Here is a 24,874-nt window from a genome sequence, read left to right as displayed (position 1 = left end):
GCGCAGGCCCTATAATTCGGCCTCTTGCGTCCAAGGAATTTCTTACCTCGTGCCAGCTTTCCCCGAGCCCCTGCTAGAGCTTCGCGACGTCGATTTCGGTTACGGTAATCGGCCCGTTCTCTCGAACCTGAACATGCGTTTCACGCGTGGTCAGGTGGTTGCGGTCATGGGTGGCTCCGGCTGCGGCAAGACGACAACCTTACGGTTGATCGGCGGGCTGGTGAAAGCCAGCCGCGGTCAGGTGCTGTTCGCGGGCAAGGACGTCGGCACGCAATCGCGCGACGGTCTTTACGCGCTGCGCCGCCGGATGGGCATGCTGTTTCAGTTCGGCGCGCTGTTCACCGACCAGACCGTGTTCGAGAACGTCGCGTTTCCGCTGCGGGAACACACGGATCTGCCGGAGGAGCTCATCCGCGATCTCGTCCTGATGAAGCTCAACGCGGTCGGCCTGCGTGGCGCGCGCGATCTCGCGCCGTCGGAGATTTCCGGCGGCATGGCGCGCCGCGTCGCGCTTGCCCGCGCCATCGCGCTCGATCCCGAACTGATGATGTACGACGAGCCGTTCGCCGGTCTCGATCCCATCTCGCTCGGCATAACCGCGCAACTCATCCGCACGCTCAACGACGCTCTCGGCGCCACGTCCATTCTCGTTTCGCACGATGTGCCCGAGTCGTTCGCCATTGCGGACTACGTGTACTTCGTCGCGAACGGCGGCATTCACGCGGAAGGCACGCCGGAGCAATTACGCGCGTCGGAAGACCCGACCGTGCGTCAGTTCATCGACGGCACGCCGGACGGTCCCTTCAAGTTTCATTACGCGAGCCAGCCGCTCGCGGCGGATTTCGGCATCGGAGGGAAAGCATGATCAGCGCACTCGGACGCTGGGTGCTCGACGGTTTCGGAACCGCCGGTTATGCAATGCGCATGCTGTTGCGCCTCGTACTCGAATTCTTCCCGCTTTTGCGGCGGCCGCGTCTCGTCACGAAGCAAATTCACTTCGTCGGCAATTATTCGCTTGTCATCATCGCGGTGTCGGGCCTGTTCGTCGGCTTCGTACTCGGGCTGCAGGGTTATTACACACTGAACCGCTATGGTTCGGAGCAGGCGCTTGGACTGCTCGTCGCGCTTTCGCTCGTGCGCGAGCTCGGGCCGGTCGTCACGGCGCTGTTGTTCGCCGGCCGCGCGGGTACGTCGCTGACCGCCGAGATCGGTTTGATGAAGGCGGGCGAACAACTCACGGCAATGGAAATGATGGCCGTCGATCCCATGAAAGTGGTGGTCGCGCCGCGCATGTGGGCGGGCATCATCGCCATGCCCGTGCTGGCGGCCATTTTCAGCGCGGTCGGCATCATCGGCGGGTATGTGGTCGGCGTGTTGCTGATCGGCGTGGATTCCGGCGCGTTCTGGTCGCAGATGCAAGGCGGCGTGGACGTGTGGCGCGATGTCGGCAATGGCGTCATCAAGAGCATTGTGTTCGGCTTCGCGGTGACGTTCATCGCGTTGTTCCAGGGCTACGAAGCACGGCCTACGCCGGAAGGCGTGTCGCGCGCGACCACGAAAACGGTCGTGTATGCGTCGCTCGCGGTGCTCGGCCTCGATTTCCTGCTGACCGCGTTGATGTTCAGCTGATGTCCAGCTAATGAACCAAAATGCAAAACGCCCGCGAGGGCGTGGGCGTTGTGAAGGGCACAGACCTCACACGCGCTCTGCGACAAGATTCTCTTTGGGAAGACGATGAAAAAGACTGCTCTCGACTTTTGGGTCGGCCTCTTCGTGGTGCTCGGTTTCGTGGCGCTGCTGTTCCTTGCGCTGAAGGCGGGCAACATGAGTTCGCTGTCGTTCCAGCAGACCTACGCGGTGAAGCTCAAGTTCGACAACATCGGCGGCCTTAAGGCGCGCGCGCCGGTCAAGAGCGCGGGCGTGACGGTCGGGCGCGTCGGCTCGATCAGCTTCGATGGAAATACGTATCAGGCGGTGGTCGCCATCGACATCGACAAGCAATATCAATTTCCGAAAGATTCGTCCGCCAAGATTCTGACTTCCGGTCTGCTCGGCGAGCAGTACATCGGCCTGGAGCCGGGCGGCGACGATCAGATGCTCAAGAATGGCGACACCATCACGATGACGCAGTCCGCCGTGGTGCTGGAAAATCTGATCGGACAGTTCCTCTATAACAAGGCAGCGGATTCCGGCGCGTCGAAATCCTCGGCGGCGCCGGCGGCAACGGCAGCTCCCGCACCGGCATTTCCGGGTGCGGCAAGCGCGATGGGCGCGAGCGCGGCCTCGGGTACGGCTCAATAAGGAGAAACAACATGCACTCGACAGGGATGCGGCGCGCAATCGTTCTAGCGGCAACGGTGGGCATGTTCGGCGGGTGCGCGACAGTGACCACTCCGACCAAGGGCGATCCCTTCGAGAGCTACAACCGGACGATGTTCACGATCAACGACAAGGTCGATCAATACGCGTTCAAGCCGGTGGCGCAGGCTTACGTCTGGGCCGTCCCGGAACCCGTGCGCAACAGCGTCACGAACTTCTTCTCGAATATCGGCGATGTCTACATCGCGGCGAACAATCTTCTGCAACTGAGAATCGCGGATGGCGTGTCTGACATCATGCGCGTCGCGATCAACACGGTGTTCGGCGTGGGCGGTCTGTTCGACGTGGCGACCATCGCCAAGCTGCCGAAGCATTCGGGCGACTTCGGTCTCACGCTCGGCCACTACGGCGTGCCGCCTGGCCCGTACGTCGTGCTGCCGCTCCTTGGACCAAGCACCGTGCGCGATACCGGCGGCCTCGCGGTCGATTATTTCGGTAATCCGCTGAGTTACGTGCAGCCGGATTCCGTGAGCTGGGCCTTGTACGGCGTAAATCTCGTGAACACGCGCGCAAACCTGCTGGATGCATCCGACATTCTTTCGGATGCCGCGCTCGACAAATACTCTTTCGTTCGTAACGCTTACCTGCAGCGGCGGCAATATCTGATTACCGGTGGCGAAGGCACCTCGCCCGATTACAGCGAAGCGCCGCTTCCAAACTACGATGCGGAAGGCGCGGAAGCCGCGACTCCGGCGGGCGCTTCGGCGACGGCGGTTCCGTCCGAAGCGGCATCGGGCGCGACGCCTGCTTCTGGAGCCGCTGGCGCGCCGCGCGCAGCGAGCGACACGGGCAACAACACGGTTCCGGGACATCAGTACGTTCCGCCGCGCGCGCCTGGATTCCCTTCGTTCCGCTTGCGTTGAGCGGACTGGCGCTAACGGCCGGTAAAATACTTGGCAGCATTTTTTACAGTTTGACAGGCGCGCGGTCTGAACTCGTTCTAGCCGGCGCGCTCAAACTCAAGCCCCTTTTTTTGCAGGATCTGCGATGAAAAAAATCTTTTTGCTTCCTATCTTCGCCATGCTGATCGCGTTCTGCGGCGCGGCGTCGGCGCAATCCGTCGACTCGAGCGCGCCCGACGTGATGATCAAGACCGTCACGCAACAAGTGCTCGACGACATCAAGTCCGACAGCAAGATTCAGTCGGGCGACATCCAGCGCATCACTGAACTCGTCAATCAGAAGATCCTGCCGTACACGGACTTCACGCGTACCACGCGTCTCGTGATGGGGCGCAACTGGAACACGGCAACGCCCGAGCAACAAAAGCAGATCGTCGAGCAATTCAAGATGCTGCTCATTCGCACGTATTCGGGCGCGCTCGCTCAGGTTCGTAATCAGACGGTACAGTACAAGCCATTCCGCGCGTCGCCGGAGGACACGGATGTCGTGGTCCGCTCGGTCGTGATGAACAACGGCTCGCCGATCGAACTCGACTACCGCCTGTACAAAACGCCGCAAGGCTGGCGCGTGTATGACATCAACGTGCTCGGCGCATGGCTGATCCAGGCGTATCAGCAACAGTTCAACGAGCAGATTTCGCAGAATGGCGTGGCTGGCTTGCTGCAATTCCTCACGCAGCGTAATCAGCAACTCGCGAACGGCAAGGCATCGTGAGCACGCAGGCAAATGCGCAAGTCGCGGGCGGCCGCTTCCAAACGGCCGCCACGCTGACCCACGAAAGCGCGAAGGCTGCGCTCGACGCGGGTTTGTCGCGTATCGCGGCGGGTGCAACCGAAGTCGACTGCGCGCCGCTCACGCATTTCGATTCATCCGCGCTCGCCGTACTGCTTGCATGGCAGCGCGCCGCCACCGAGCGCGGCACGGCGCTTGGCGTCGTGAATGTTCCTTCCAAGCTTGCCAGTCTCGCGCAAGCTTACGGCGTCGACACGCTGCTCTCCTTCCGACATTGATCCTGTCCTGACGCCATATCAGGTGCGGCAACCAGGCTTGCGTTGCCGCGATCAGGATCGCTCCGAAGTCGGCTCCATCCGGTTTGCCCTATAATCAAATGCTTTTTCGGGCCCGCACCCGGCAATTTTTCGATCGAGCCCGGGTCCGTCAAGCGTTATCCGCACAATCGAGGCGCGGCCACACGAGGCACGCGCACTGTCAATGTCAGCCATAGAAATCCGAAACGTCAGAAAGCGCTACAAGCAGCTTCAGGCGCTCAAAGGCGTGAGCCTCACGGTTGAAGAGGGCGAATTCTTCGGCTTGCTCGGCCCCAACGGTGCCGGCAAGACCACGCTGATCAGCATCCTTGCCGGACTCGCGCGCGCCGATAGCGGCACGGTGTCCGTGCGCGGCCACGATGTCGTGAGCGACTTCCGCGCGGCGCGCCGTGCGCTGGGCGTGGTGCCGCAAGAACTGGTGTTCGATCCGTTCTTCACCGTGCGCGAGGCTTTGCGAATTCAGTCGGGCTATTTCGGTTTGCGCAAGAACGACGACTGGATCGACGAAGTCATGGCCAATCTCGATCTCACCGAGAAAGCGGACGTCAACACGCGCGCGCTCTCGGGCGGCATGAAGCGACGCGTGCTGGTGGCGCAGGCGCTGGTGCATCGGCCGCCGGTGATCGTGCTCGACGAGCCCACGGCGGGCGTCGATGTCGAACTTCGTCAGACGCTCTGGAAGTTCATCTCGCGATTGAATCGCGAAGGGCACACTATCGTGCTGACCACGCATTACCTCGAAGAAGCCGAGGCGCTATGTGATCGTCTCGCCATGCTTCGCCGTGGTGAAGTCGTGGCGCTCGAGCGCACGAGCACGCTTCTGCAACGCTTTTCCGGTCTGCAACTTTATCTGCGCTTTTCGAGCGGCTCGCTGCCTGTGGAACTGCGTCCGCTGGAAGTCGATCCGCACGCGGTGTCCGGCATGCAGCATCTGCTGCGCCTTTCGAGCTACGACGATGTCGAGCCGATTCTCGCGAAGTGCCGCGCGGCCGGTTGCGCGCTGGATGAAATCGAGGTTCGCAAAGCCGATCTCGAAGACGTGTTCGTGCAAGTCATGAACGAACCCGACGTGGTCGAGGGACTTTCATGAGCGGCTTTCAGACGTTGTTCTACAAGGAGCTTTTGCGCTTCTGGAAGGTATCGTTTCAAACGGTGCTCGCGCCGGTTGTCACGGCGTTGTTGTACCTGACCATCTTCGGTCACGCGCTTTCCGGGCACGTACAAGTTTATGCTGGCGTTGGTTATACGAGCTTTCTCGTGCCCGGCCTCGTGATGATGAGCGTTTTGCAGAACGCGTTTGCGAATAGCTCGTCGTCGCTGATTCAATCGAAGATCACAGGCAATCTCGTGTTCGTGCTGTTGCCGCCCATTGCGCATTGGGAAATGTTCTTTGCGTACGTTTTGGCATCGGTAGCGCGTGGACTTTGTGTCGGGCTTGGCGTTTTCGTCGTGACGATATGGTTCGTCCCGATGTCTTTTTCCGCGCCGTTCTACATCATTGCGTTCGCGATCCTCGGTTCGGCAATCCTCGGTACGTTGGGTTTGATTGCCGGCATCTGGGCAGACAAGTTCGACCAGTTGGCCGCGTTTCAGAACTTCCTGATCATGCCGCTCACGTTCCTTTCCGGCGTGTTCTATTCGACGCATACGTTGCCGCCGGTCTGGCGCGCGGTGTCGCATCTGAATCCGTTCTTCTACATGATCGACGGTTTTCGCTACGGCTTTTTCGGTCTTTCGGACGTGAATCCGCTGGTGAGCATGGGTATCGTCGCTGCATTTCTGGCCGTGCTCGCACTCATTGCCGTGCGTCTGCTCGCGAGCGGCTTCAAGCTTCGTCACTAATTCTTTAGGAGACTTTCATGTTGCCGACTCCCGAGCAAGTGAAGGACTACATTGCTGGCGGCCTCGCCTGCCAGCATCTCGAAGTCGAAGGCGATGGCCAGCACTTCTTCGCGACCATCGTGAGCGACGCGTTCGTCGGCAAGCGGCTGATCGCGCGGCATCAACTGGTCTATGCGGCGCTTGGCGAGCGCATGCGCGAAGAAATTCACGCGCTCAGCATGAAGACGCTCACGCCCGACGAATTCAAAGCCGCGTAAATACGCGACATTCGTAGCAATACGCAACACGCAACATCCCGTAACACCCGGCAACACCGGCAGGAAACAGTGCGAATCATTCAAGACAACCGCGGCGCCGAAAGCGGCTCCGCAGCAGGACGCTCGGTCGAAGGACACGTCATCATGGATAAACTGGTCATCACGGGGGGCGCGAAGCTCTCCGGCGAAATCACCGTATCGGGCGCGAAGAACGCGGCTCTGCCGATTCTGTGCGCAAGCCTTCTCACGGCCGACGACGTCCATCTGTCGAATGTGCCGAATTTGCAGGACACGCGCACGAAGCTCAAATTGCTGCGCCAGATGGGCGTGCACTCCGAAGCGTCGAGCGATGGCCGCGTGACGCTCAACGCATCGAAAGTAGACAACCTCGTCGCGCCGTACGAAATGGTCAAGACCATGCGCGCGTCGATCCTCGTGCTCGGTCCGCTCGTCGCGCGCTTCGGCGAGGCGAAGGTGTCGTTGCCCGGCGGCTGCGCAATCGGCGCGCGTCCGGTCGATCAGCACATCAAGGGTCTGCAGGCGATGGGCGCCGAGATCAATATCGAGCACGGCTTCATCGAAGCGCGCGCGAAGCGTCTGAAGGGCGCGCGCATCGTCACCGACATGATTACCGTCACCGGCACCGAAAATCTGCTGATGGCGGCAGTGCTCGCGGACGGCGAGACGGTCATCGAAAATGCCGCGCGCGAGCCGGAAGTTACCGACCTCGCGCATTTGCTCGTGAAGATGGGCGCGAAGATCGATGGCATCGGCACGGATCGGCTCGTCATCGAGGGCGTCGAGAAGCTGCACGGCGCGAAGCATAGCGTGGTGCCGGACCGTATCGAAGCGGGCACGTTCCTGTGCGCGGTCGCGGCCGCGGGCGGCGATGTCACGCTGCGCAACGTCACGCCGTCGCTGCTCGATGCCGTCACCGCCAAGCTGCGCGAAGCGGGCGTGAGCATCGAGGAAGGCGACGACTGGATGCGCGTGCGCATGAACAAGCGCCCCGAAGCGGTCAACATCCGCACGTCCGAATATCCGGCGTTCCCCACTGACATGCAGGCGCAATTCATGGCGCTGAACACTATTGCCAAGGGCACGTCGCAAGTCGTCGAGACGATCTTCGAAAACCGCTTCATGCACGTGCAGGAACTGAACCGGCTTGGCGCGAGCATTACCATCGACGGCAACACGGCGCTCGTCTCGGGCGTGGACATGCTGTCGGGCGCGAAGGTCATGGCGACCGATCTGCGCGCGTCGGCAAGTCTCGTGATCGCGGCAATGTGCGCCGATGGCGAAACGCTCATCGACCGCATCTATCACCTGGATCGTGGCTACGACCGCATGGAGTCGAAGCTGACGGCGGTCGGCGCGCGGGTGAGCCGTATCAAGGGCAGCGGGAGCGAACAATGAGTTCGTTGCCGCAGACGTCGTCCTCGCTTGCCGCCAATGCGCCGCTGACGCTCGCGCTGTCGAAAGGGCGTATCTTCGAGGAGACGGTGCCGCTGCTCGCCGCTGCCGGCGTGGAGGTCGTGGAAGATCCGGAAAGCTCGCGCAAGCTCATTTTGCCGACGACTAATCCGAACTTGCGCGTGATCATCGTGCGGGCCACCGACGTTCCTACCTACGTCGAATACGGCGCGGCCGATTTCGGCGTGGCGGGCAAGGACGTGTTGATCGAGCATGGCGGAAGCGGGCTTTATCAGCCGGTTGATCTGAACATTGCGCGCTGCCGGATGTCGGTGGCCGTGAAAGCTGGCTTCGATTACGCGAACGCGGTGCGTCAGGGCGCGCGTCTGCGTGTCGCGACGAAGTACACGGAAACCGCGCGTGAGCATTTTGCGGCGAAGGGCGTGCACGTCGATCTGATCAAGCTTTACGGTTCGATGGAACTGGCGCCGCTCGTCGGTCTGGCCGATGCCATCGTCGATCTCGTCAGTTCGGGCGGCACGCTGCGGGCGAATAATCTCGTCGAGGTTGAAGAGATCATGCAGATTTCGTCGCGCCTCGTCGTGAATCAGGCCGCGCTCAAGCTGAAGCGCGCGGCGCTCAAGCCGTATCTCGACGCTTTCGAGCGCGCATCGGCAGGAACGGATAATTAGGGCAGCCGCGTAGTCGCGCGGCGAGCCACAGCAAACGGAAAACCAGCATGTCTATCAAGATTCGCAAACTCGATTCCAGCACCGACGGTTTTCAGAAAGCTTTGCGCGCGGTTCTCGCATTCGAGGCGAGCGAGGACGAAGCAATAGAGCGCTCGGTCGCGCAAATTCTCGCGGATGTCAAAGCGCGCGGCGACGCCGCCGTGCTCGACTACACCAACCAGTTCGATCGTCTGAAGGCGCACAGCGTCGCGGCGCTCGAATTGCCCGTGGCGGAACTCGAAGCCGCGCTGGAAGGGCTGGAGCCGAAACGTCGCGCGGCGCTCGAAGCAGCGGCTGCTCGCGTGCGCGGATATCACGAGAAGCAACGCATCGAATGCGGCAGTCATAGCTGGCATTACACCGAAGCCGACGGCACGGTGCTCGGCCAGAAGGTGACGCCGATCGATCGCGCGGGCATCTACGTGCCGGGCGGGAAGGCGGCGTATCCGTCGTCCGTGCTGATGAACGCCATTCCGGCGCGCGTCGCGGGCGTCAAGGAAATCGTGATGGTCGTGCCGACGCCCGATGGCGTCAAGAACCCGCTCGTGCTCGCGGCGGCGCTGCTCGGCGGCGTGGACCGCGTGTTCACCATCGGCGGGGCACAGGCGGTTGGCGCGCTGGCGTACGGGACCGAATCCGTGCCGGCGGTCGACAAGATCTGCGGGCCGGGCAACGCGTATGTCGCATCGGCGAAGCGGCGCGTGTTCGGCACGGTCGGTATCGACATGATCGCCGGGCCGTCCGAGATTCTCGTCATCTGCGACGCCACCACCGACCCGCGCTGGGTCGCGATGGACCTGTTCTCGCAAGCCGAACACGACGAACTCGCGCAATCCATTCTGCTGTGTCCGGACGCGACGTTCATTCGGCGCGTCGAAGAAGCCATCGCCGAATTGCTGCCGGCCATGCCGCGCCGCGAAGTCATTCAGCGCTCGCTCGAAGACCGCGGCGCGCTCATCAAGGTGAAGGACATGGCCGAAGCGTGCGCGATCGCGAACGATATCGCGCCCGAGCATCTGGAGATTTCGGCGCTCGATCCGCATCAGTGGGCTGCGCAGATCCACAACGCGGGCGCCATGTTCCTCGGCCGCTACACGAGCGAAAGCCTCGGCGATTACTGCGCGGGCCCGAACCACGTGTTGCCGACTTCACGCACGGCGCGCTTCTCGTCGCCGCTCGGCGTGTACGATTTCATGAAGCGTTCGAGTGTGATCGAAGTGAGCGCGGAAGGCGCGCAGACGCTCGGCGAGATCGCGGCGGAACTGGCTTACGGCGAAGGCTTGCAAGCGCATGCGAAGAGCGCGGAGTATCGGATGAAAAACGTCGGCTGAATCTGGCCGGCTTAGACGACCAAGGCGGCCTGAGAGCCGCCATATGTCCGGCGCAAAGACGTCGGCAACATCATGACCACACCTCAAGACATCCTGCGTCCCGACGTCCTTTCCATGACGAGCTATCCCGTGGCCGATTCCACGGGCTTGATCAAGCTCGACGCGATGGAAAACCCGTACTCCTTGCCCGCCGATCTCGCCAAGCGTCTTGGCGAACATCTCGCGGGCGTGGCGCTGAACCGTTATCCATCGCCGCGTCCGGCGGATCTGCTCGCCAAGATCAAGCGTGCAATGAAGGTGCCGGAAGCCTGCGACGTGCTGCTCGGCAACGGCTCGGACGAACTGATCAGCATGATGTCGATGGCGTGCGCCACGCCCGGCGCGAAAGTCGTGGCGCCGGTGCCGGGCTTCGTGATGTATCAGATGTCGGCGAAGTTCGCGCAGCTCGAATTCATCGGCGTGCCGCTCAACGCGGACTTCACGCTAGACGCAAACGCGCTCATCGCGGCTATCGACGAACATCAGCCCGCGCTCGTTTATCTCGCGTACCCGAACAATCCGACCGGCACGCTTTACGCCGATGCCGATATCGAGCGCGTGATCGCGTCGGCGAAGAAGAGTCTCGTGGTCATCGACGAGGCTTATCAGCCGTTCGCGGAAAAGACGTGGCTGCCGCGCGCGGCCGAGTATGACAACGTGGTCGTCATGCGCACGGTGTCGAAGCTCGGTCTGGCGGGCATCCGGCTTGGTTATCTGGTCGGTCTGCCCGCGTGGACCATGCAATTCGACAAGGTGCGCCCGCCGTACAACATCAACGTGCTAACGCAGGCAACCGCTGATTTCCTGCTGGATCATCTCGATGTCCTCGACGCCCAGGCCGCCGATCTGCGCGCGCAGCGCGCCGTGCTCGCGCGCGAAGTCGCCGCGCTGCCCGGCATGACGGTGTATCCGAGCGCGGGCAACTTTCTGCTCGTGCGCGTGCCGGATGCCGCCGTCGCGTTCGAAACCCTGCTGACTTCGCGGGTTCTCGTCAAAAACGTGAGTAAAATGCATGCTTTGCTGGCAAATTGCGTGCGTTTGACGGTCGGCACGGCCGAGGAAAACGCGCACATGGTCGCGGCGCTCAAAAAGCTCGCGCTCAACTAAATCTCCACTCTTCGAAAGCCTCAAGGAAACACCATGCGCATTGCGGAAGTCGTTCGCAACACCAGCGAAACGCAGATCCGTGTGAAGCTCGATCTGGATGGCACCGGCAAGCAGAAGCTCGCCACCGGCGTGCCGTTTCTGGATCACATGCTCGATCAGATCGCGCGACACGGCCTGTTCGATCTCGAAGTCGAAGCGCATGGCGACCTCCATATCGACGATCACCACACCGTCGAAGACACCGGTATCACGCTGGGTCAGGCGGTGGCGAAAGCCATTGGCGACCGCAAGGGCATTCGCCGTTATGGCCACTCGTATGTTCCGCTCGATGAAGCGCTGTCGCGCGTCGTGATCGATTTCTCCGGCCGTCCGGGCCTCGAATTCCATGTGCCGTTTACGCGCGCGCGCATCGGTACGTTCGATGTCGATCTCACCATCGAATTTTTCCGTGGCTTCGTGAATCACGCGGGCGTGACACTGCACATCGACAATCTGCGCGGCATCAACGCGCATCATCAGGTCGAGACCGTGTTCAAGGCGTTCGGCCGCGCGTTGCGCATGGCCGTCGAAGCCGACGAACGCGCCGCAGGACAAATTCCTTCCACCAAAGGCAGTCTCTGATCAGCCCGTTCCAAGCGACGCAGCAATGCGTCGCGCACGAAAGGCTCGCCCGCGATGGATCTCTTCAAGTCGTTCATATCCTTGCTCGCGCTGATCAATCCGGTCGGCGCGATACCGTTTTTTCTTAGCCTGACCGCGCAACAATCCGATCTCGAAAAGCGCAATACCATCCGCGTGGCATCGATCTCGGTGTTCTGCGTAATCGCGATCACCGCGCTGCTCGGGCAGCAGATCATCGCGTTCTTCGGCATTTCGGTCGGCTCGTTCGAAGTCGGCGGCGGGATCATCATGCTGCTCATGGCGATCAGCATGTTGAACGCGCAAGTCGGCAACGCGCGCTCGACCGTCGAAGAGCGCATGGAAGCCGAGGAGCGCAATAGCGTTGCCGTTGTGCCGCTCGCGATTCCGCTGCTCACCGGGCCGGGATCGATTAGCACCGTGATCGTCTATGCTGCAAATGCGCAGCACTGGTACGACCGCTTCGGGCTCGTCGTGCTGGGCGCGATCATCGCGGCGTTGTGTTTCGGCGCGTTGAATCTGGCCGAGCCGATCGCGCGCTGGGTCGGGCGCACGGGTATCAATATCGGCACACGTCTCATGGGTTTGATGTTGTCCGCGCTGGCGGTGGAGTTCATCGTCAACGGGTTGAAGGCCTTGATGCCATCTTTAAAATGAAAACTTCGATAGCGATTGTTGATTACGGAATGGGCAACCTGCGCTCGGTGTATCAGGCGCTTAAGAAGGCCGCGCCCGACGCCGACGTGGCGATCGTCGATCAGCCCGAGGCCATTCGCGCGGCGGATCGTATCGTGCTGCCGGGTCAAGGCGCGATGCGCGATTGCATGGGCCATCTGGGCGCGTCGGGCTTGCAGGATGCGGTGATCGAAGCGTCGCGCAACAAGCCGATGCTCGGCGTTTGCGTCGGCGAACAGATGCTGTTCGACTGGAGCGAAGAAGGCGACACGAAGGGCCTCGGGCTTTTCCCCGGCAAGGTCGTGCGCTTTCAACTCGAAGGCCAGTTGCAGGACGACGGCTCGCGCTTCAAGGTGCCGCAAATGGGCTGGAACCGCGTGCATCAGACGCAAGCGCATCCGGTGTGGGACGGCGTGGCGGATGGCGCGTTCTTCTACTTCGTGCATAGTTACTACGTCGTGCCGGACAACCCGGCGCACACTTCGGGCGAAACCGTTTATGGTTCCGCGTTCACATCGGCGGTGGCGCGCGACAACATCTTCGCCACGCAATTCCACCCCGAGAAGAGCGCCGACGCGGGCTTGCGGCTGTATCGCAACTTCGTTCACTGGAACCCGTAAAGCGCGCAACCGGGCGTTGCAATACTTGTACTACACTAGCGAAGCGGCCCGCTGTAAGGCACCGAGACCTCACGCGCGGCCGTTTCGATCAACTCAATCCAGAAAATACGCGATACCTATGCTGCTCATTCCGGCCATCGATCTCAAAGACGGTCAGTGCGTGCGCCTCAAACAAGGCGATATGGACCAGGCGACCATTTTTTCAGAAGATCCGGCGGCAATGGCCCGGCACTGGGTCGACCGAGGGGCGCGCAGACTACACCTCGTCGATCTGAACGGCGCCTTCGCGGGCAAGCCGAGGAACGGCGACGCTATCCGCGCAATCATCGACGAAGTGGGTAGCGAGATTCCCGTGCAACTAGGCGGCGGCATTCGCGACCTGAACACCATCGAGCGCTATCTCGACGACGGTCTCTCGTTCGTCATCATCGGCACGGCGGCGGTGAAGAATCCCGGCTTCCTGCAGGATGCGTGCAGCGCGTTCGGGGGGCATATCATCGTCGGGCTCGACGCCAAGGACGGCAAAGTCGCCACCGACGGCTGGAGCAAACTGACCGGCCACGAAGTAGTGGATCTCGGGCGCAAGTTCGAAGACTACGGCTGCGAGTCGATCATCTACACGGACATCGGGCGCGACGGCATGCTTCAGGGCATCAATATCGACGCCACCGTGCGGCTCGCGCAAGCCGTGAAGATTCCGGTGATCGCGAGCGGCGGACTGTCGAGCATCGCGGACATCGAGTCGCTCTGCGAAGTCGAGGGCGAAGGCATCGAAGGCGTGATCTGCGGTCGCGCCATCTATTCCGGCGACCTGGACTTCACTTCGGCGCAAACTCGCGCGGATGCGTTGCGCGAAGCGGACGGTGCCTGAGGCTCTTTCGGGCGCGAGCACGTTGCAGCACGCCGGGCGGCGGCTCTTGCCGCCCTTCATTCGTTTTGGACCTGCAGTGGCGGAACATGGCTCTCGCTAAACGCATCATCCCCTGTCTCGACGTGACCGCCGGGCGCGTCGTCAAAGGGGTCAACTTCGTCGAACTGCGCGACGCGGGCGATCCCGTGGAGATCGCGCGACGCTACGACGACCAAGGCGCGGACGAACTCACGTTCCTCGACATCACCGCGACTTCCGACCAGCGCGACCTCATTTTGCCGATCATCGAATCGGTCGCGTCTCAGGTGTTCATTCCGCTGACCGTCGGTGGCGGCGTGCGCGCCGTCGAAGACGTGCGGCGCCTGCTCAACGCCGGCGCGGACAAGATCAGCATGAATTCGTCGGCGGTGGCGAATCCGCAACTCGTACGCGATGCATCCGACAAGCACGGTTCGCAATGCATCGTCGTTGCCATCGACGCCAAGCGCGTTTCCGCCGATGGCGAGCCGCCGCGCTGGGAAGTGTTCACGCACGGCGGGCGCAAGGCAACGGGCATCGACGCTATCGAATGGGCGCGCAAGATGGCTGAATTCGGCGCGGGCGAAATTCTGCTGACCAGCATGGATCGCGACGGCACCAAGTCCGGCTTCGACCTCGCGCTCACGCGCGCCGTGTCGGACGCCGTGCCCGTGCCGGTGATCGCTTCGGGCGGCGTCGGTACGCTCAAGCATCTGGCGGATGGCATCACGGAAGGCCGCGCCGACGCCGTTCTGGCCGCGAGCATTTTTCACTATGGCGAACACACGGTCGGCGAAGCCAAGCGCTTCATGGCCGAGCAAGGCATTTCGGTGAGGAATTGACGGTGACGGATCAAGCCGATTGGCTCGACAAGGTGAACTGGGACGCGAACGGCCTCGTGCCGGTGATCGCGCAGGAAGCGTCGAGCAACGACGTGCTCATGTTCGCCTGGATGAATCGCGAGGCGCTCGCCAAAACCATCGAACTGAAGCGCGCCGTCTATTTTTCGCGTTCGCGTCAGCGCCTGTGGTTCAAGGGCGAGGAATCGGGGCACGTTCAGCATGTGCACGAGGTGCGGCTCGATTGCGACGAAGACGTCGTGCTGCTCAAAGTCGAACAGGTATCGGGGATCGCGTGCCACACCGGCCGTCATTCCTGCTTTTTCCAGAAATTCGAAGGAACGGCGCAAGACGGCGCGTGGGTCGCAGTCGAGCCGGTTCTGAAAGACCCCGAAAGTATTTACAAATGACGCAAGCCACCACGCAGGACACGCTGCTGCGCCTCGCCGCGGTTATCGACGGTCGAAAAGGCGGCGATCCGGAACAATCCTACGTTTCGCGACTCTTTCATAAAGGTGACGACGCGATCCTGAAGAAGATCGGCGAGGAAGCGACGGAAGTCGTGCTTGCCGCGAAGGATGCGCGTCACGGCGGCGCGCCGAAAGCGCTCGTCGGGGAAGTCGCCGACCTGTGGTTCCATTGTCTCGTGATGCTGTCGCATTTCGACCTGAGCCCCGCCGACGTGATCGCCGAGTTGGAACGGCGCGAAGGTTTGTCGGGTATCGAAGAAAAAGCGCTGCGCAAAACGCGCGAGCGCGAGCAAAACGGCAGCTGACGAGACGCCCATTGCGAAGGAGGGCCCCGTGAATACGCCTCACGAACAGTACCCGCCGCCGGTGTATCAGAATCAGCTCGACCCGCAGCGGCTGAGCAGCCTCAAGACGCTCACGCATGTCTTGTATGCGCTTTACGCGCTCTATTGGCTGACGGGCGGGTTGACCGTGCTCGTCGCGATCATCATCAATTATCTGAAACGCGGCGATACCGTCGGAACGCCTTACGAAGCCCATTTCACCTGGCAGATCCGCACGTTCTGGTGGGCTGTCCTCGGACATCTGGTCGGCGCGGCGCTCATTTTCGTCGGGATCGGCTTCGTGATTCTTTTCGCGGTCGGCATCTGGACGCTTTATCGCGTCATCAAAGGTTGGCTGTATCTTTATGAAGGAAAAACGTTCGACCCACGCGCGTGGTTTTGAACGGCAACGCCTGGCAACAGGAGACACGGGAATTTCATGAGCCAAGACAACTGCATTTTCTGCAAGATTGCGTCAGGACAACTGCCAAGCACGAAGCTCTATGAGGACGACGAGTTCGTCGCCTTCAACGACATCAATCCGGCCGCGCCGGTTCACGTGCTCGTCATTCCCCGGAAGCACATCGAAACGCTGTCGCACTGCACGGAAAGCGACGCGCCGCTGCTTGGTAGAATGGTAAGTCTCGTTGGTCGTCTGGCAAAAGATCTCGGCGTCTCCTACACGGGTGGCGAGACGGGATTCCGGACGGTGATCAACACGGGGCCGGGCGGTGGACAGGAGGTTTATCACATCCACGCGCATTTGCTGGCAGGAGAGCGTCCGTGGCGCCGGATGGGCTGAAAAACCGCAAATTTTGTCGGCAAACGCCTTTCCATTGCAATATTGGACGCGCAGAATCGGTATTCATAGCCGAAGTGACTTTTTCGGCGCGGGCCGCAAGGCCGATCTTCCGTTCGCACAAAGCCGTTGCGGCGGAATTACGGAGAATTTTCATTCATGGGTTCGTTGAGCATTTGGCATTGGTTGATCGTCCTTTTGATCGTGGCGCTCGTCTTCGGCACGAAGAAACTGCGCAACATCGGTGGCGATTTGGGCGGCGCGGTCAAGGGCTTCAAGGAAGGCATGCGCGATGGTGAGCAGCCGGCTTCGACCACCGATCCGCGCGAGCTGCCGCGCAACGGTGCGGTTGACGTGGAAGCGAAGGACAAGACCCGTTCGGGCGACTATCGCTAATCCGGTCATCGACCGCAATCTTTCACTCACTCTTCAATGCTCGATCTCGGTCTGACCAAGATGGCGCTGATCGGCGTCGTGGCGCTCGTGGTGCTCGGGCCTGAGCGCCTGCCCGGGGTTGCGCGCACGGCCGGCGCACTATTCGGGCGCGCGCAGCGCTATATCAACGACGTCAAATCCGAAGTGGCGCGCGAGATGGAACTCGACGAGCTGAAGAAGATGCGCACTGACTTCGAAACCGCTGCGTCGAACGTCGAAACGTCGATTCACGACAACCTGAAGCGCCACGAAGCCGAATTGAACGACGCGTGGAGTCAGGGCACGTCCGTGTCGCCGAGTGTCGCGAGAGAAGAGGCCGAGGCGATCGGCGGCAGCGCGGCGGTCACGGACAAACCGTGGATGCGCACATCGGGCATCCGCGCCGCGCGCAAGAACTGGCGCGTCAAACAAAGCGCCATCCCCAACTGGTACAAGCGAACGAATCTGCGCCGCACGCGGGTTCAATCTGGCGCGGCTCGCGTTGCGCGCCACACGCCCGAAACCTTGCGCCGCCCGACCCGGTTTTTTTGATCCGGGCCACTTCCTTTCATCGATGATCCATACCGAGGGCCGGCGTGAGCGACCCGCTACAAAATAAAGACGAGCCCGTCGAAGAGACGTTCATTTCGCATCTGGTCGAATTGCGTGACCGCATCATTAAAGCGGGCGCTTCGGTTATCGTGGTGTTCGTATCGCTGGTGTACTGGGCGCCGGACATCTTCAAGTTACTGGCCCGGCCGCTAATGCAGAACCTGCCGGCCGACGGCAAGATGATCGTCACCGACGTGACCGGCTCGTTCTTCGTGCCCATGAAGGTGACCATGCTCGTCGCCTTCGTCATCGCGCTGCCGCTTGTGCTGTATCAGCTTTGGGCGTTCGTGGCGCCGGGTTTGTATCAGCACGAGAAGAAGCTCGTCGCGCCGCTCGTGTTCAGCAGCTACGCACTCTTTCTTTGCGGCATGGCTTTCGCGTATTTCGTCGTGTTTCCGACCATCTTTCGCGTGATGGCGCATTACAACGCGCCGCTCGGCGCGGAGATGACCACGGATATCGACAACTACCTGAGCTTCGTGCTCACGATGTTCCTCGCATTCGGCGTAACGTTCGAGGTGCCGATCGTCGTTGTGTTGCTGGCGCGCATGGGTGTCGTGTCCATCCAGAAGCTCAAGCAGATTCGCCCGTATGTGATTGTCGGCGCGTTCGTCATTTCGGCGGTCGTTACCCCGCCAGACGTTTTCTCGCAGCTGATCCTGGCCATTCCGCTCATCATTCTTTACGAAGCGGGGATTATTGCGGCGCGGCTGGTGGTTGGAAAGCAGCCAATTAAAAGCGAAGAGGCAACGGCTGAGTAGGTGCGGCGTATTGCCGCGGCAGTGAAATGTCGGATGCGCAAAAAAGGCAGCTTCGATTACCGAAGCTGCCTTTTTGTTTTCAACGGAGAACCGAGTTTATTCGTCGCCCTGATCGTTTCCTTGGTCCTCGTCTTCCGGTAACTGTGGCGCGCGCGGTTGAGCCGGGCGCTTGCCGATAGTCACGTTGATATCGAGTTCCTTGTTCTTGCGCATTAAATGAACCTTCACCGACGTGCCCGGTTTGATCTGCGCGACCACGTTCAGGAGGCGCGTGGTGTCGGTGATGGTGTCGTCGTTGATGCTCACGAGAATGTCGCCCGGCTTGATGCCTGCCTTGTCCGCCGGGCCGCCTTGCAGCACCCCGGCCACGATGGCGCCAGATTTTTGGTCGAGCCCGAACGATTCCGCGATCTCCGGCGTCACGTCCTGCGGCTCCACGCCAATCCAGCCGCGCGTGACCGTGCCCGTCGTGATGATGCTCTCCAGCACGCTGCGCGCCGTCGACACCGGGATCGCAAAGCCGATTCCCAGTGAGCCGCCGCTGCGCGAATAAATCGCCGTGTTGATGCCGAGCAGATTGCCGTTCACGTCGACGAGCGCGCCGCCCGAGTTGCCGGGGTTGATTGCCGCGTCGGTCTGAATGAAGTTTTCGAACGTGTTGATGCCGAGGTGATTGCGCCCGAGCGCGCTCACAATGCCCATGGTTACCGTCTGCCCGACGCCGAACGGATTGCCGATAGCCAGCACGACATCGCCGACGCGCGTTTGGTCCATGCGGCCGAGCGTGATGGTCGGCAGATTCGTCATGTTGATCTTGAGCACGGCAAGATCGGTTTCCGGATCGACGCCGATTACCTTCGCGCTGGACGTGCGGCCGTCGGCAAGCGCAACTTCGATTTGATCGGCGCCATCGACGACATGCTGGTTCGTTAGAATGTAACCTTCCGAGCTGACGATGACACCCGAGCCGAGATTCGACGCTGGCGGCTCATCGCTCTTGCGCTTGTTTTTATCGCCGAAGAAGTAGCGGAACAGCGGGTCTTTGGCGCGCGGGTCCGGCGGCAAATTGCCGTCCTTGCTGGAAAAGACGTTGACCACAGCGGGCATGGCCTTTTGCGCGCCTTCGGCATAGGAAGATTGAAGCGGTCGCGAGCCTATGCTCGGCGCCACTTCCTGCAGCGCGACTATTGGTTCGGCGAGTTGCTTGCCGAATTGGCCCTGACGTTGAAGCCACTGCGGTTTCAAGGTCGCGATGATGAACATCAGGGCCAAAATCACGGTGACCGCTTGGGCAAAAAATAGCCAGAAGCGTCTAAGCATTTGAAGGGATAGAGGAATTCATGGATCGGATCGAACTCGAATTGTATCTGAACAATCTGCTGGAAATCGGCCGCTTCAAGGACTATTGCCCGAACGGTCTACAGGTGGAAGGCGCGCGCCGAGTTCAGAAGATCGCAACCGGCGTGACGGCCTCGCTCGCCTTTCTCGAAGCCGCGCTCGAGTGGGGCGCGGACACGGTACTCGTGCATCACGGCTACTTCTGGCGCAATGAGGCGCCGCAGTTGACGGGACGCAAGTATCAGCGAATCCGCACGCTTATCGCCAACGATATCAACCTGTTTGCCTATCATTTGCCGCTCGATTCGCATCCGGAGTTCGGCAACAACGCGCAGCTCGGCGCGCGCCTCGGCTTGATCGCGGACGGCCGTTTTGCAGGCCAGGATCTCGGGTGGATCGCGCCGCTTACCATGCCGCTTTCGCTCGAACATTTCACTGCAACGGTCGAAAACGCGCTCGGCCGCAAGCCGCTCGTATTCGGCGATTCAGATCGCGAACTGCGGCGCGTCGCGTGGTGCACGGGCGGCGCGCAAGGATACTTCGAAGAAGCCATCGCGGCGGGCGCGGATGTCTACGTCAGCGGCGAAGTATCCGAGCAGACCATGCACATTGCGGCGGAATCGGGCGTGGCCTACATCGCGGCGGGCCATCACGCGACCGAGCGCTACGGCGTCCAGGCGCTGGGTAATCACCTGTCGGAAGAATTCGACATCGAGCATGTGTTTATCGATATCGACAATCCGGTATAAATGTTTTGCGCCGATTATCGTTTTAATCGGCCTTGCAGTTGCCTTAAATGATTGCTTCACAAGATGGCGCGAAAACGTGCGGGAAAACCCGGAAAGAACAATCACTTGGAGTGATTTTTCCTATTCGGGCCTTGTAAATGCCAACTCCATTCGCGCACACTAGCGACGGAACACTGATGTGACGGTATAAATCCAACTCAGAAGTGGGGCGTGTGATGCGAGACAAGGACGATAAGCACGATGGGCGCGTTGACGGTAGCCGCCGTACCTGGCTGATAGCGACGACCGTAGCAGGTGGTGTCGGAGGTGTAGCAACAGTAATTCCGTTTGTGGGGTCGTTCGCTCCGTCGGAAAAGGCGAAGGCGGCAGGCGCGCCGGTCGAGGTCGATATCAGCGGACTCAAGCCCGGCGAAATGATGACCGTCGCGTGGCGCGGCAAGCCTGTATGGATCGTCAACCGCACCGACGAAATGCTTTCGGACGTCAAGAAGGCCGACACCGAAGTGGCCGATCCGAAATCGAAGATGGAATTCTCGATGCCGTTGCCGGAGTACTGCAACAACGAGTTCCGTTCCCGCTCCGATCACAAGAACATTTTCGTGGCGGTGGCCGTGTGCACGCATCTGGGCTGCACGCCGACCCCGCGTTTCACCGAAGGCGCCCAACCCAATCTTCCCGATAACTGGCCCGGCGGTTTTCTCTGCCCGTGCCACGGCTCGACCTACGACATGGCGGGCCGCGTCTTCAAGAACAAGCCCGCGCCGCAGAATCTGGACGTGCCTCCGTACATGTTCACTTCCGCGACGCAACTCGTGATCGGCAAGGACGAAAAGGGAGAGGCTTAATGGCGACCGCAGACAAGGATGTGGAGACGACGGGCTTGATCGGCTGGATCGACCGGCGCTTTCCGCTCACCGCGACGTGGAAGCAGCACGTTTCCGAGTACTACGCGCCGAAGAACTTCAACTTCTGGTACTTCTTCGGCTCGCTCGCGCTGCTCGTGCTCGTGCTTCAGATCGTCACGGGCATCTTTCTCGTCATGAACTACAAGCCCGATGCGACGCTCGCGTTCGCATCGGTCGAATACATCATGCGCGAGGTGCCGTGGGGCTGGCTCATTCGCTACATGCATTCGACAGGCGCTTCGATGTTCTTCGTCGTCGTCTATCTGCACATGTTTCGCGGGCTGATGTACGGCTCGTATCGCAAGCCGCGCGAACTGGTGTGGATTTTCGGCTGCGCGATTTTCCTGTGCCTCATGGCCGAGGCGTTCTTTGGCTATCTTCTGCCGTGGGGGCAGATGTCGTTCTGGGGCGCGCAGGTGATCGTGAATCTGTTCTCGGCGATTCCCTTCATCGGCCCGGATCTGTCGCTCTGGATTCGCGGCGATTACGTCGTGTCGGACGTCACGCTGAACCGGTTCTTCGCGTTCCATGTGATCGCGATTCCGCTCGTGCTGATTGGCCTCGTCGTGGCGCATCTGGTCGCGCTGCACGAAGTCGGCTCGAACAACCCAGACGGCATCGAGATCAAGGCGAAGAAGGACGCGAACGGCATTCCTATCGATGGCATTCCGTTCCATCCGTACTATTCGGTGCACGACTTCCTGGGCGTGTCGGTCTTCCTGCTGATCTTCGCGGCGATCATTTTCTTCGCGCCGGAGATGGGTGGCTACTTTTTGGAAGCGAATAACTTCGTGCCGGCCAATCCGTTGCAGACGCCGCCCGAAATCGCGCCAGTCTGGTACTTCACGGCTTTCTACGCGATGCTTCGCGCCACCACCGATCCGTTCAAGATCGTGCTGATGGTCATCATCGCGCTGCTTGGCCTCTTTGCGCTGTTACGCGCGCGCGGCAAATGGCGGATCGGCTTGCCGGTGCTCTCGCTCGCGGTGATCGTCTTCATGGCGCTGACGGAGTCGAAATTCTGGGGCGTGGTGGTCATGGGCACGGCGGTCGTATCGCTCTTTTTCCTGCCCTGGCTCGATCGCAGTCCGGTGAGGTCCATTCGCTACCGGCCGTTTTTCCATAAAGTGTTCTACGGCATTTTCGTGGTCGTGTTCCTGGTGCTGGGCTTCTTGGGAACGAGGCCGCCGTCACCGGTGGGGACGCTGGTCGCGCAGGTCTGCGCGCTGATCTACTTCGCGTTTTTCCTCGGCATGCCGTTCTGGACGCCGCGCGGCAGATTCAAGACGCCGCCCGAGCGAGTGACTTTCAAACCTCACTGAGCACTCGTCCGGAGACAAACACAATGAAAAAATGGCTCGGTTCCCTGGCAATCATCGGCGCGGCAATGTTCGCGTTTGGCGCGAGTGCGCCGGCGTACGCGCAGGAAGAAGCGGTGCTCGACCGCGCGCCCGATAACGCGGACAATTTTGCTTCGTTGCAGCACGGCGCCCAAATCTTTGTAAACTACTGCCTGAATTGCCACAGCGCCAATCTGATGCGGTACAACCGGCTGACCGACCTCGGCATCACGCCACAGGACGTTCAGGAAAATCTGCTGTTTTCGACAGACAAAATCGGCAACACGATGTCCATTGCAATGCGCCCGGAAGACGCGAAAGCGTGGTTCGGCGCGTCGCCGCCGGACCTGTCGGTCGAAGCGCGGGCGCGTGGCAAGGACTGGTTGTACACGTACTTGCGGGGGTTTTATCGCGATCCGGCGCGGCCGACCGGCTGGAACAATCGCGTGTATGAGAATGTCGGCATGCCGCACGTGCTGTGGACGATGCAGGGTATCCGCGATGCAAAATTCGAAACCGAAACCGACGAGCACACCGGCGAAAAGGTAAAGAGATTCGTGGGTTACACTCCGGTTAGCCCGGGTTCCATGTCCTCCGTGGATTATGATAATGCTGTGGCCGATCTGGTTTCGTACCTCTCGTGGATGTCCGAACCCGCCCAGCAGACTCGCAAGCGCCTCGGCGTATGGGTCCTGCTGTTCCTGGCGTTGTTGAGTTTCCTCGCATGGCGCCTGAACGCGGCATACTGGAAAGATATTAAATAGCGCGCCCTAGAAGGCGTGGGTCGGCACGACGGCGTTTCCCCGGGAAGCGTCGCGGCCGGCCTTTCGAGTTTACTGAAGGAACTTTAAAGACATGATGGTTCTGTATTCCGGCACTACTTGCCCGTTCTCCCAGCGCTGCCGGCTGGTGTTGTTCGAAAAGGGCATGGATTTCGAGATTCGCGACGTCGATCTGTTCAACAAGCCGGAAGACATCGCGGTCATGAACCCATACGGTCAGGTGCCGATCCTTGTCGAGCGCGACCTGATCCTGTATGAATCGAACATCATCAACGAATATATCGACGAACGGTTCCCGCATCCGCAGCTCATGCCGGCCGATCCGGTGCAACGCGCCCGCGCGCGCCTGTTCCTGCTGAACTTCGAGAAAGAATTGTTCGTGCACGTCGGCACGCTCGAAAACGAGAAGGGCAAAGCCGCCGAGAAGAACCACGAGAAGGCGCGCAGTGCAATCCGTGATCGTCTTACGCAGCTCGCGCCTATTTTCCTGAAGAACAAGTACATGCTCGGCGAAGAATTCTCGATGCTCGACGTGGCCATCGCGCCGCTGTTGTGGCGTCTGGACCATTACGGCATCGAGTTGTCGAAGAATGCTGCGCCGTTGATGAAGTACGCCGAACGCATTTTCAGCCGTCCGGCCTATATTGAAGCGCTGACGCCTTCCGAAAAGGTGATGCGTCGATAGTTTGCGGGCATCGGAGCGCGGCGGCGCGGATTTCGCCCGCCGCGCTCCTGTAGAGGAAAGTTGATGCAAGAGATTTCCACCAAGCCGTATCTGCTGCGCGCGCTCTATGAGTGGTGCACGGATAACGGGTTCACCCCACACATCGCGGTGCGGGTCGACGGCGCCACGCGGGTGCCGCGTCAGTTCGTGCGTAACGACGAAATCGTGCTGAACATCAGTTTCGAGGCGACGAGCCAGCTTCAGATGGGCAACGAATGGATCGAATTCAGCGCGCGTTTCTCGGGTAAGTCACACAAGATCGAAGTGCAGGTTACGAACGTGCTGGCCATCTATGCACGAGAGAACGGGCAGGGAATGGCGTTCCCGGTCGAGCCTTCATCGCAAACGGCTATCGACGCGTCGGGCGCGAGCACCGCGCCGCATCCGGTCGAGCGAGACGAAAGTATCGTGGAAGACGCGGTAGAGGAACTGTCCGACGCCGACGGGACTTCGTCGAGCGACGATGTTTCGGCAAGCTCGGATGACGATGCTTCAAAATCATCTGGGCGATCGCACCTCAAAGTCGTCAAATGAAGTAGAATTCCGTCCTTCGCCGGCTTAGCTCATCTGGTAGAGCAGTTGATTTGTAATCATCAGGTGGCGGGTTCGAGTCCTGCAGCCGGCACCAAGACTAACGTCGACGGGTCGTGCGATGTCCGCACGACCCGTTTGGTTTGAGCGGGTTGTATGTTCCGTAGTGGTCTGAAGAAGCTGAAAGGCAAGTCAATAAGAAAAGCTTCAAATTCTTGTTGACAGTAACTGAAACGACGTACATAATCTCGTTTCTCTGCTGCAGATGCAGCGACGCAAGACGAAGCGGTGCTGAGCAAAATGCTTGGTGCGCTTGGCGGGAAGTCTTGGCGAATGTGCTCTTTAAAAACTAACAGCCGATAAGTGTGGGCACTTGATGGCGCGAGCGGTTCCGACCTTTCGGGGTTGGGGCG

33 protein-coding genes and 1 tRNA gene are annotated in these 24,874 nt (G+C 60.6%); 32 read left to right on the top strand and 2 right to left on the bottom strand.

The genetic code is table 11. From position 1 onward, the window contains the following. Positions 1-49: 49 nt before the first annotated feature. The 25 genes from NCR40_RS12085 to tatC all read left to right on the top strand — a co-directional run bounded on the left by NCR40_RS12085 (position 50) and on the right by tatC (position 18,092). Positions 50-865 (top strand): ABC transporter ATP-binding protein, encoded by an 816-nt coding sequence (locus NCR40_RS12085; RefSeq protein WP_244826386.1) that lies wholly within the window; start codon positions 50-52, stop codon positions 863-865. After that, on the top strand, positions 862-1,629 hold the full coding sequence (gene mlaE / locus NCR40_RS12080; protein ID WP_244826385.1) for a lipid asymmetry maintenance ABC transporter permease subunit MlaE: 768 nt from the start codon (positions 862-864) through the stop codon (positions 1,627-1,629). The genes NCR40_RS12085 and mlaE overlap by 4 nt, the downstream gene beginning before the upstream one ends. A 105-nt stretch (positions 1,630-1,734) precedes the next feature. Next, complete coding sequence (mlaD, locus tag NCR40_RS12075) at positions 1,735-2,301, top strand: outer membrane lipid asymmetry maintenance protein MlaD (protein WP_244826384.1); 567 nt, start codon at positions 1,735-1,737, stop codon at positions 2,299-2,301. Positions 2,302-2,312: 11 nt separating this feature from the next. Then, on the top strand, positions 2,313-3,242 hold the full coding sequence (locus NCR40_RS12070) for an MlaA family lipoprotein (RefSeq protein WP_250509562.1): 930 nt from the start codon (positions 2,313-2,315) through the stop codon (positions 3,240-3,242). Between the two features lie 124 nt (positions 3,243-3,366). Then, positions 3,367-3,996, top strand: a complete 630-nt coding sequence (locus NCR40_RS12065) for an MlaC/ttg2D family ABC transporter substrate-binding protein (protein WP_244826382.1) — start codon at positions 3,367-3,369, stop codon at positions 3,994-3,996. After that, complete coding sequence (locus tag NCR40_RS12060) at positions 3,993-4,292, top strand: STAS domain-containing protein (RefSeq protein WP_250509561.1); 300 nt, start codon at positions 3,993-3,995, stop codon at positions 4,290-4,292. Before NCR40_RS12065 ends, NCR40_RS12060 begins: the two co-directional genes overlap by 4 nt. A gap of 202 nt (positions 4,293-4,494) precedes the next feature. Continuing rightward, complete coding sequence (locus tag NCR40_RS12055; RefSeq protein ID WP_244826380.1) at positions 4,495-5,421, top strand: ABC transporter ATP-binding protein; 927 nt, start codon at positions 4,495-4,497, stop codon at positions 5,419-5,421. Continuing rightward, a complete protein-coding gene (locus NCR40_RS12050) occupies positions 5,418-6,173 on the top strand; it encodes an ABC transporter permease (protein WP_244826379.1) in 756 nt (251 codons plus the stop codon). Before NCR40_RS12055 ends, NCR40_RS12050 begins: the two co-directional genes overlap by 4 nt. Before the next feature lie 17 nt (positions 6,174-6,190). Beyond that, complete coding sequence (locus tag NCR40_RS12045; RefSeq protein ID WP_244826378.1) at positions 6,191-6,430, top strand: BolA family protein; 240 nt, start codon at positions 6,191-6,193, stop codon at positions 6,428-6,430. A gap of 144 nt (positions 6,431-6,574) precedes the next feature. Beyond that, positions 6,575-7,846: a UDP-N-acetylglucosamine 1-carboxyvinyltransferase gene (gene murA, locus NCR40_RS12040; protein WP_244826377.1), complete on the top strand. Its 1,272-nt coding sequence runs from the start codon at positions 6,575-6,577 to the stop codon at positions 7,844-7,846. Beyond that, positions 7,843-8,535, top strand: coding sequence for an ATP phosphoribosyltransferase (gene hisG / locus NCR40_RS12035; protein ID WP_244826376.1), 693 nt, complete (start codon positions 7,843-7,845; stop codon positions 8,533-8,535). Before murA ends, hisG begins: the two co-directional genes overlap by 4 nt. Positions 8,536-8,582: 47 nt before the next feature. Then, on the top strand, positions 8,583-9,905 hold the full coding sequence (gene hisD, locus NCR40_RS12030) for a histidinol dehydrogenase (protein ID WP_250509560.1): 1,323 nt from the start codon (positions 8,583-8,585) through the stop codon (positions 9,903-9,905). Between the two features lie 72 nt (positions 9,906-9,977). Next, complete coding sequence (gene hisC, locus NCR40_RS12025) at positions 9,978-11,051, top strand: histidinol-phosphate transaminase (RefSeq protein WP_244826374.1); 1,074 nt, start codon at positions 9,978-9,980, stop codon at positions 11,049-11,051. Positions 11,052-11,084: 33 nt separating this feature from the next. Continuing rightward, a complete protein-coding gene (gene hisB / locus NCR40_RS12020) occupies positions 11,085-11,672 on the top strand; it encodes an imidazoleglycerol-phosphate dehydratase HisB (RefSeq protein WP_244826373.1) in 588 nt (195 codons plus the stop codon). 54 nt (positions 11,673-11,726) lie between these two features. After that, positions 11,727-12,347 carry a MarC family protein gene (locus NCR40_RS12015; protein WP_244826372.1) on the top strand — a complete coding sequence of 207 codons (621 nt, stop codon included), beginning with the start codon at positions 11,727-11,729 and terminating at the stop codon, positions 12,345-12,347. Continuing rightward, positions 12,344-12,985 (top strand): imidazole glycerol phosphate synthase subunit HisH, encoded by a 642-nt coding sequence (gene hisH, locus NCR40_RS12010; protein WP_250509559.1) that lies wholly within the window; start codon positions 12,344-12,346, stop codon positions 12,983-12,985. The genes NCR40_RS12015 and hisH overlap by 4 nt, the downstream gene beginning before the upstream one ends. A gap of 118 nt (positions 12,986-13,103) precedes the next feature. Further along, the gene (gene hisA, locus NCR40_RS12005) at positions 13,104-13,856 is read left to right on the top strand and encodes a 1-(5-phosphoribosyl)-5-[(5-phosphoribosylamino)methylideneamino]imidazole-4-carboxamide isomerase (RefSeq protein ID WP_244826370.1); all 753 of its coding nucleotides are present in this window, start codon (positions 13,104-13,106) and stop codon (positions 13,854-13,856) included. A gap of 86 nt (positions 13,857-13,942) precedes the next feature. After that, entirely contained in the window at positions 13,943-14,716 is a 774-nt protein-coding gene (gene hisF / locus NCR40_RS12000; RefSeq protein ID WP_244826369.1) for an imidazole glycerol phosphate synthase subunit HisF, read from the top strand. Positions 14,717-14,718: 2 nt separating this feature from the next. Then, a complete protein-coding gene (gene hisI / locus NCR40_RS11995; RefSeq protein ID WP_244826368.1) occupies positions 14,719-15,123 on the top strand; it encodes a phosphoribosyl-AMP cyclohydrolase in 405 nt (134 codons plus the stop codon). Then, positions 15,120-15,488, top strand: a complete 369-nt coding sequence (locus tag NCR40_RS11990) for a phosphoribosyl-ATP diphosphatase (protein WP_250509558.1) — start codon at positions 15,120-15,122, stop codon at positions 15,486-15,488. The genes hisI and NCR40_RS11990 overlap by 4 nt, the downstream gene beginning before the upstream one ends. Positions 15,489-15,516: 28 nt before the next feature. Beyond that, positions 15,517-15,909 carry a DUF4870 family protein gene (locus tag NCR40_RS11985; protein ID WP_244826366.1) on the top strand — a complete coding sequence of 131 codons (393 nt, stop codon included), beginning with the start codon at positions 15,517-15,519 and terminating at the stop codon, positions 15,907-15,909. Positions 15,910-15,945: 36 nt separating this feature from the next. Next, entirely contained in the window at positions 15,946-16,308 is a 363-nt protein-coding gene (locus tag NCR40_RS11980) for a histidine triad nucleotide-binding protein (protein WP_250509557.1), read from the top strand. Positions 16,309-16,464: 156 nt separating this feature from the next. Further along, positions 16,465-16,701, top strand: coding sequence for a Sec-independent protein translocase subunit TatA (tatA, locus tag NCR40_RS11975; RefSeq protein WP_250465805.1), 237 nt, complete (start codon positions 16,465-16,467; stop codon positions 16,699-16,701). Positions 16,702-16,737: 36 nt separating this feature from the next. Next, positions 16,738-17,271 carry a Sec-independent protein translocase protein TatB gene (gene tatB, locus NCR40_RS11970; RefSeq protein ID WP_244826363.1) on the top strand — a complete coding sequence of 178 codons (534 nt, stop codon included), beginning with the start codon at positions 16,738-16,740 and terminating at the stop codon, positions 17,269-17,271. Positions 17,272-17,315: 44 nt separating this feature from the next. Beyond that, on the top strand, positions 17,316-18,092 hold the full coding sequence (gene tatC / locus NCR40_RS11965) for a twin-arginine translocase subunit TatC (RefSeq protein ID WP_244826362.1): 777 nt from the start codon (positions 17,316-17,318) through the stop codon (positions 18,090-18,092). Positions 18,093-18,188: 96 nt separating this feature from the next. Here the strand turns inward: tatC and NCR40_RS11960 are convergent, their stop codons facing one another. Further along, positions 18,189-19,412: a S1C family serine protease gene (locus tag NCR40_RS11960; RefSeq protein ID WP_244826361.1), complete on the bottom strand. Its 1,224-nt coding sequence runs from the start codon at positions 19,410-19,412 to the stop codon at positions 18,189-18,191. Positions 19,413-19,432: 20 nt separating this feature from the next. Between NCR40_RS11960 and NCR40_RS11955 the strand changes: the two genes are divergently transcribed. The 7 genes from NCR40_RS11955 (at position 19,433) to NCR40_RS11925 (ending at position 24,558) form a co-directional block, all read left to right on the top strand. Beyond that, the gene (locus NCR40_RS11955) at positions 19,433-20,179 is read left to right on the top strand and encodes a Nif3-like dinuclear metal center hexameric protein (protein ID WP_250465803.1); all 747 of its coding nucleotides are present in this window, start codon (positions 19,433-19,435) and stop codon (positions 20,177-20,179) included. Positions 20,180-20,394: 215 nt separating this feature from the next. After that, entirely contained in the window at positions 20,395-21,024 is a 630-nt protein-coding gene (gene petA / locus NCR40_RS11950; RefSeq protein ID WP_250509556.1) for a ubiquinol-cytochrome c reductase iron-sulfur subunit, read from the top strand. Next, positions 21,024-22,406, top strand: a complete 1,383-nt coding sequence (locus NCR40_RS11945) for a cytochrome b (RefSeq protein WP_250509555.1) — start codon at positions 21,024-21,026, stop codon at positions 22,404-22,406. The genes petA and NCR40_RS11945 overlap by 1 nt, the downstream gene beginning before the upstream one ends. Positions 22,407-22,429: 23 nt before the next feature. Beyond that, positions 22,430-23,188, top strand: coding sequence for a cytochrome c1 (locus tag NCR40_RS11940; RefSeq protein WP_250509554.1), 759 nt, complete (start codon positions 22,430-22,432; stop codon positions 23,186-23,188). 91 nt (positions 23,189-23,279) lie between these two features. After that, on the top strand, positions 23,280-23,891 hold the full coding sequence (locus NCR40_RS11935) for a glutathione S-transferase N-terminal domain-containing protein (RefSeq protein WP_008344155.1): 612 nt from the start codon (positions 23,280-23,282) through the stop codon (positions 23,889-23,891). Positions 23,892-23,954: 63 nt separating this feature from the next. Beyond that, positions 23,955-24,464 carry a ClpXP protease specificity-enhancing factor gene (locus NCR40_RS11930; protein WP_250509553.1) on the top strand — a complete coding sequence of 170 codons (510 nt, stop codon included), beginning with the start codon at positions 23,955-23,957 and terminating at the stop codon, positions 24,462-24,464. Positions 24,465-24,482: 18 nt separating this feature from the next. Then, positions 24,483-24,558 (top strand) — tRNA-Thr (locus NCR40_RS11925). Here NCR40_RS11925 and NCR40_RS11920 read toward each other — a convergent pair. Continuing rightward, positions 24,524-24,874, bottom strand: a 351-nt coding sequence (locus tag NCR40_RS11920; protein ID WP_250509552.1) for a hypothetical protein, incomplete at its 5' end; no start/stop codon positions are given. The genes NCR40_RS11925 and NCR40_RS11920 overlap by 35 nt on opposite strands.

This window comes from Caballeronia sp. GACF4, assembly GCF_023631025.1.
GTDB lineage: Bacteria > Pseudomonadota > Gammaproteobacteria > Burkholderiales > Burkholderiaceae > Caballeronia.
The sequence above is the reverse complement of the archived record's forward strand: the minus strand, read 5'-3'. Positions and strand labels throughout refer to the sequence as shown.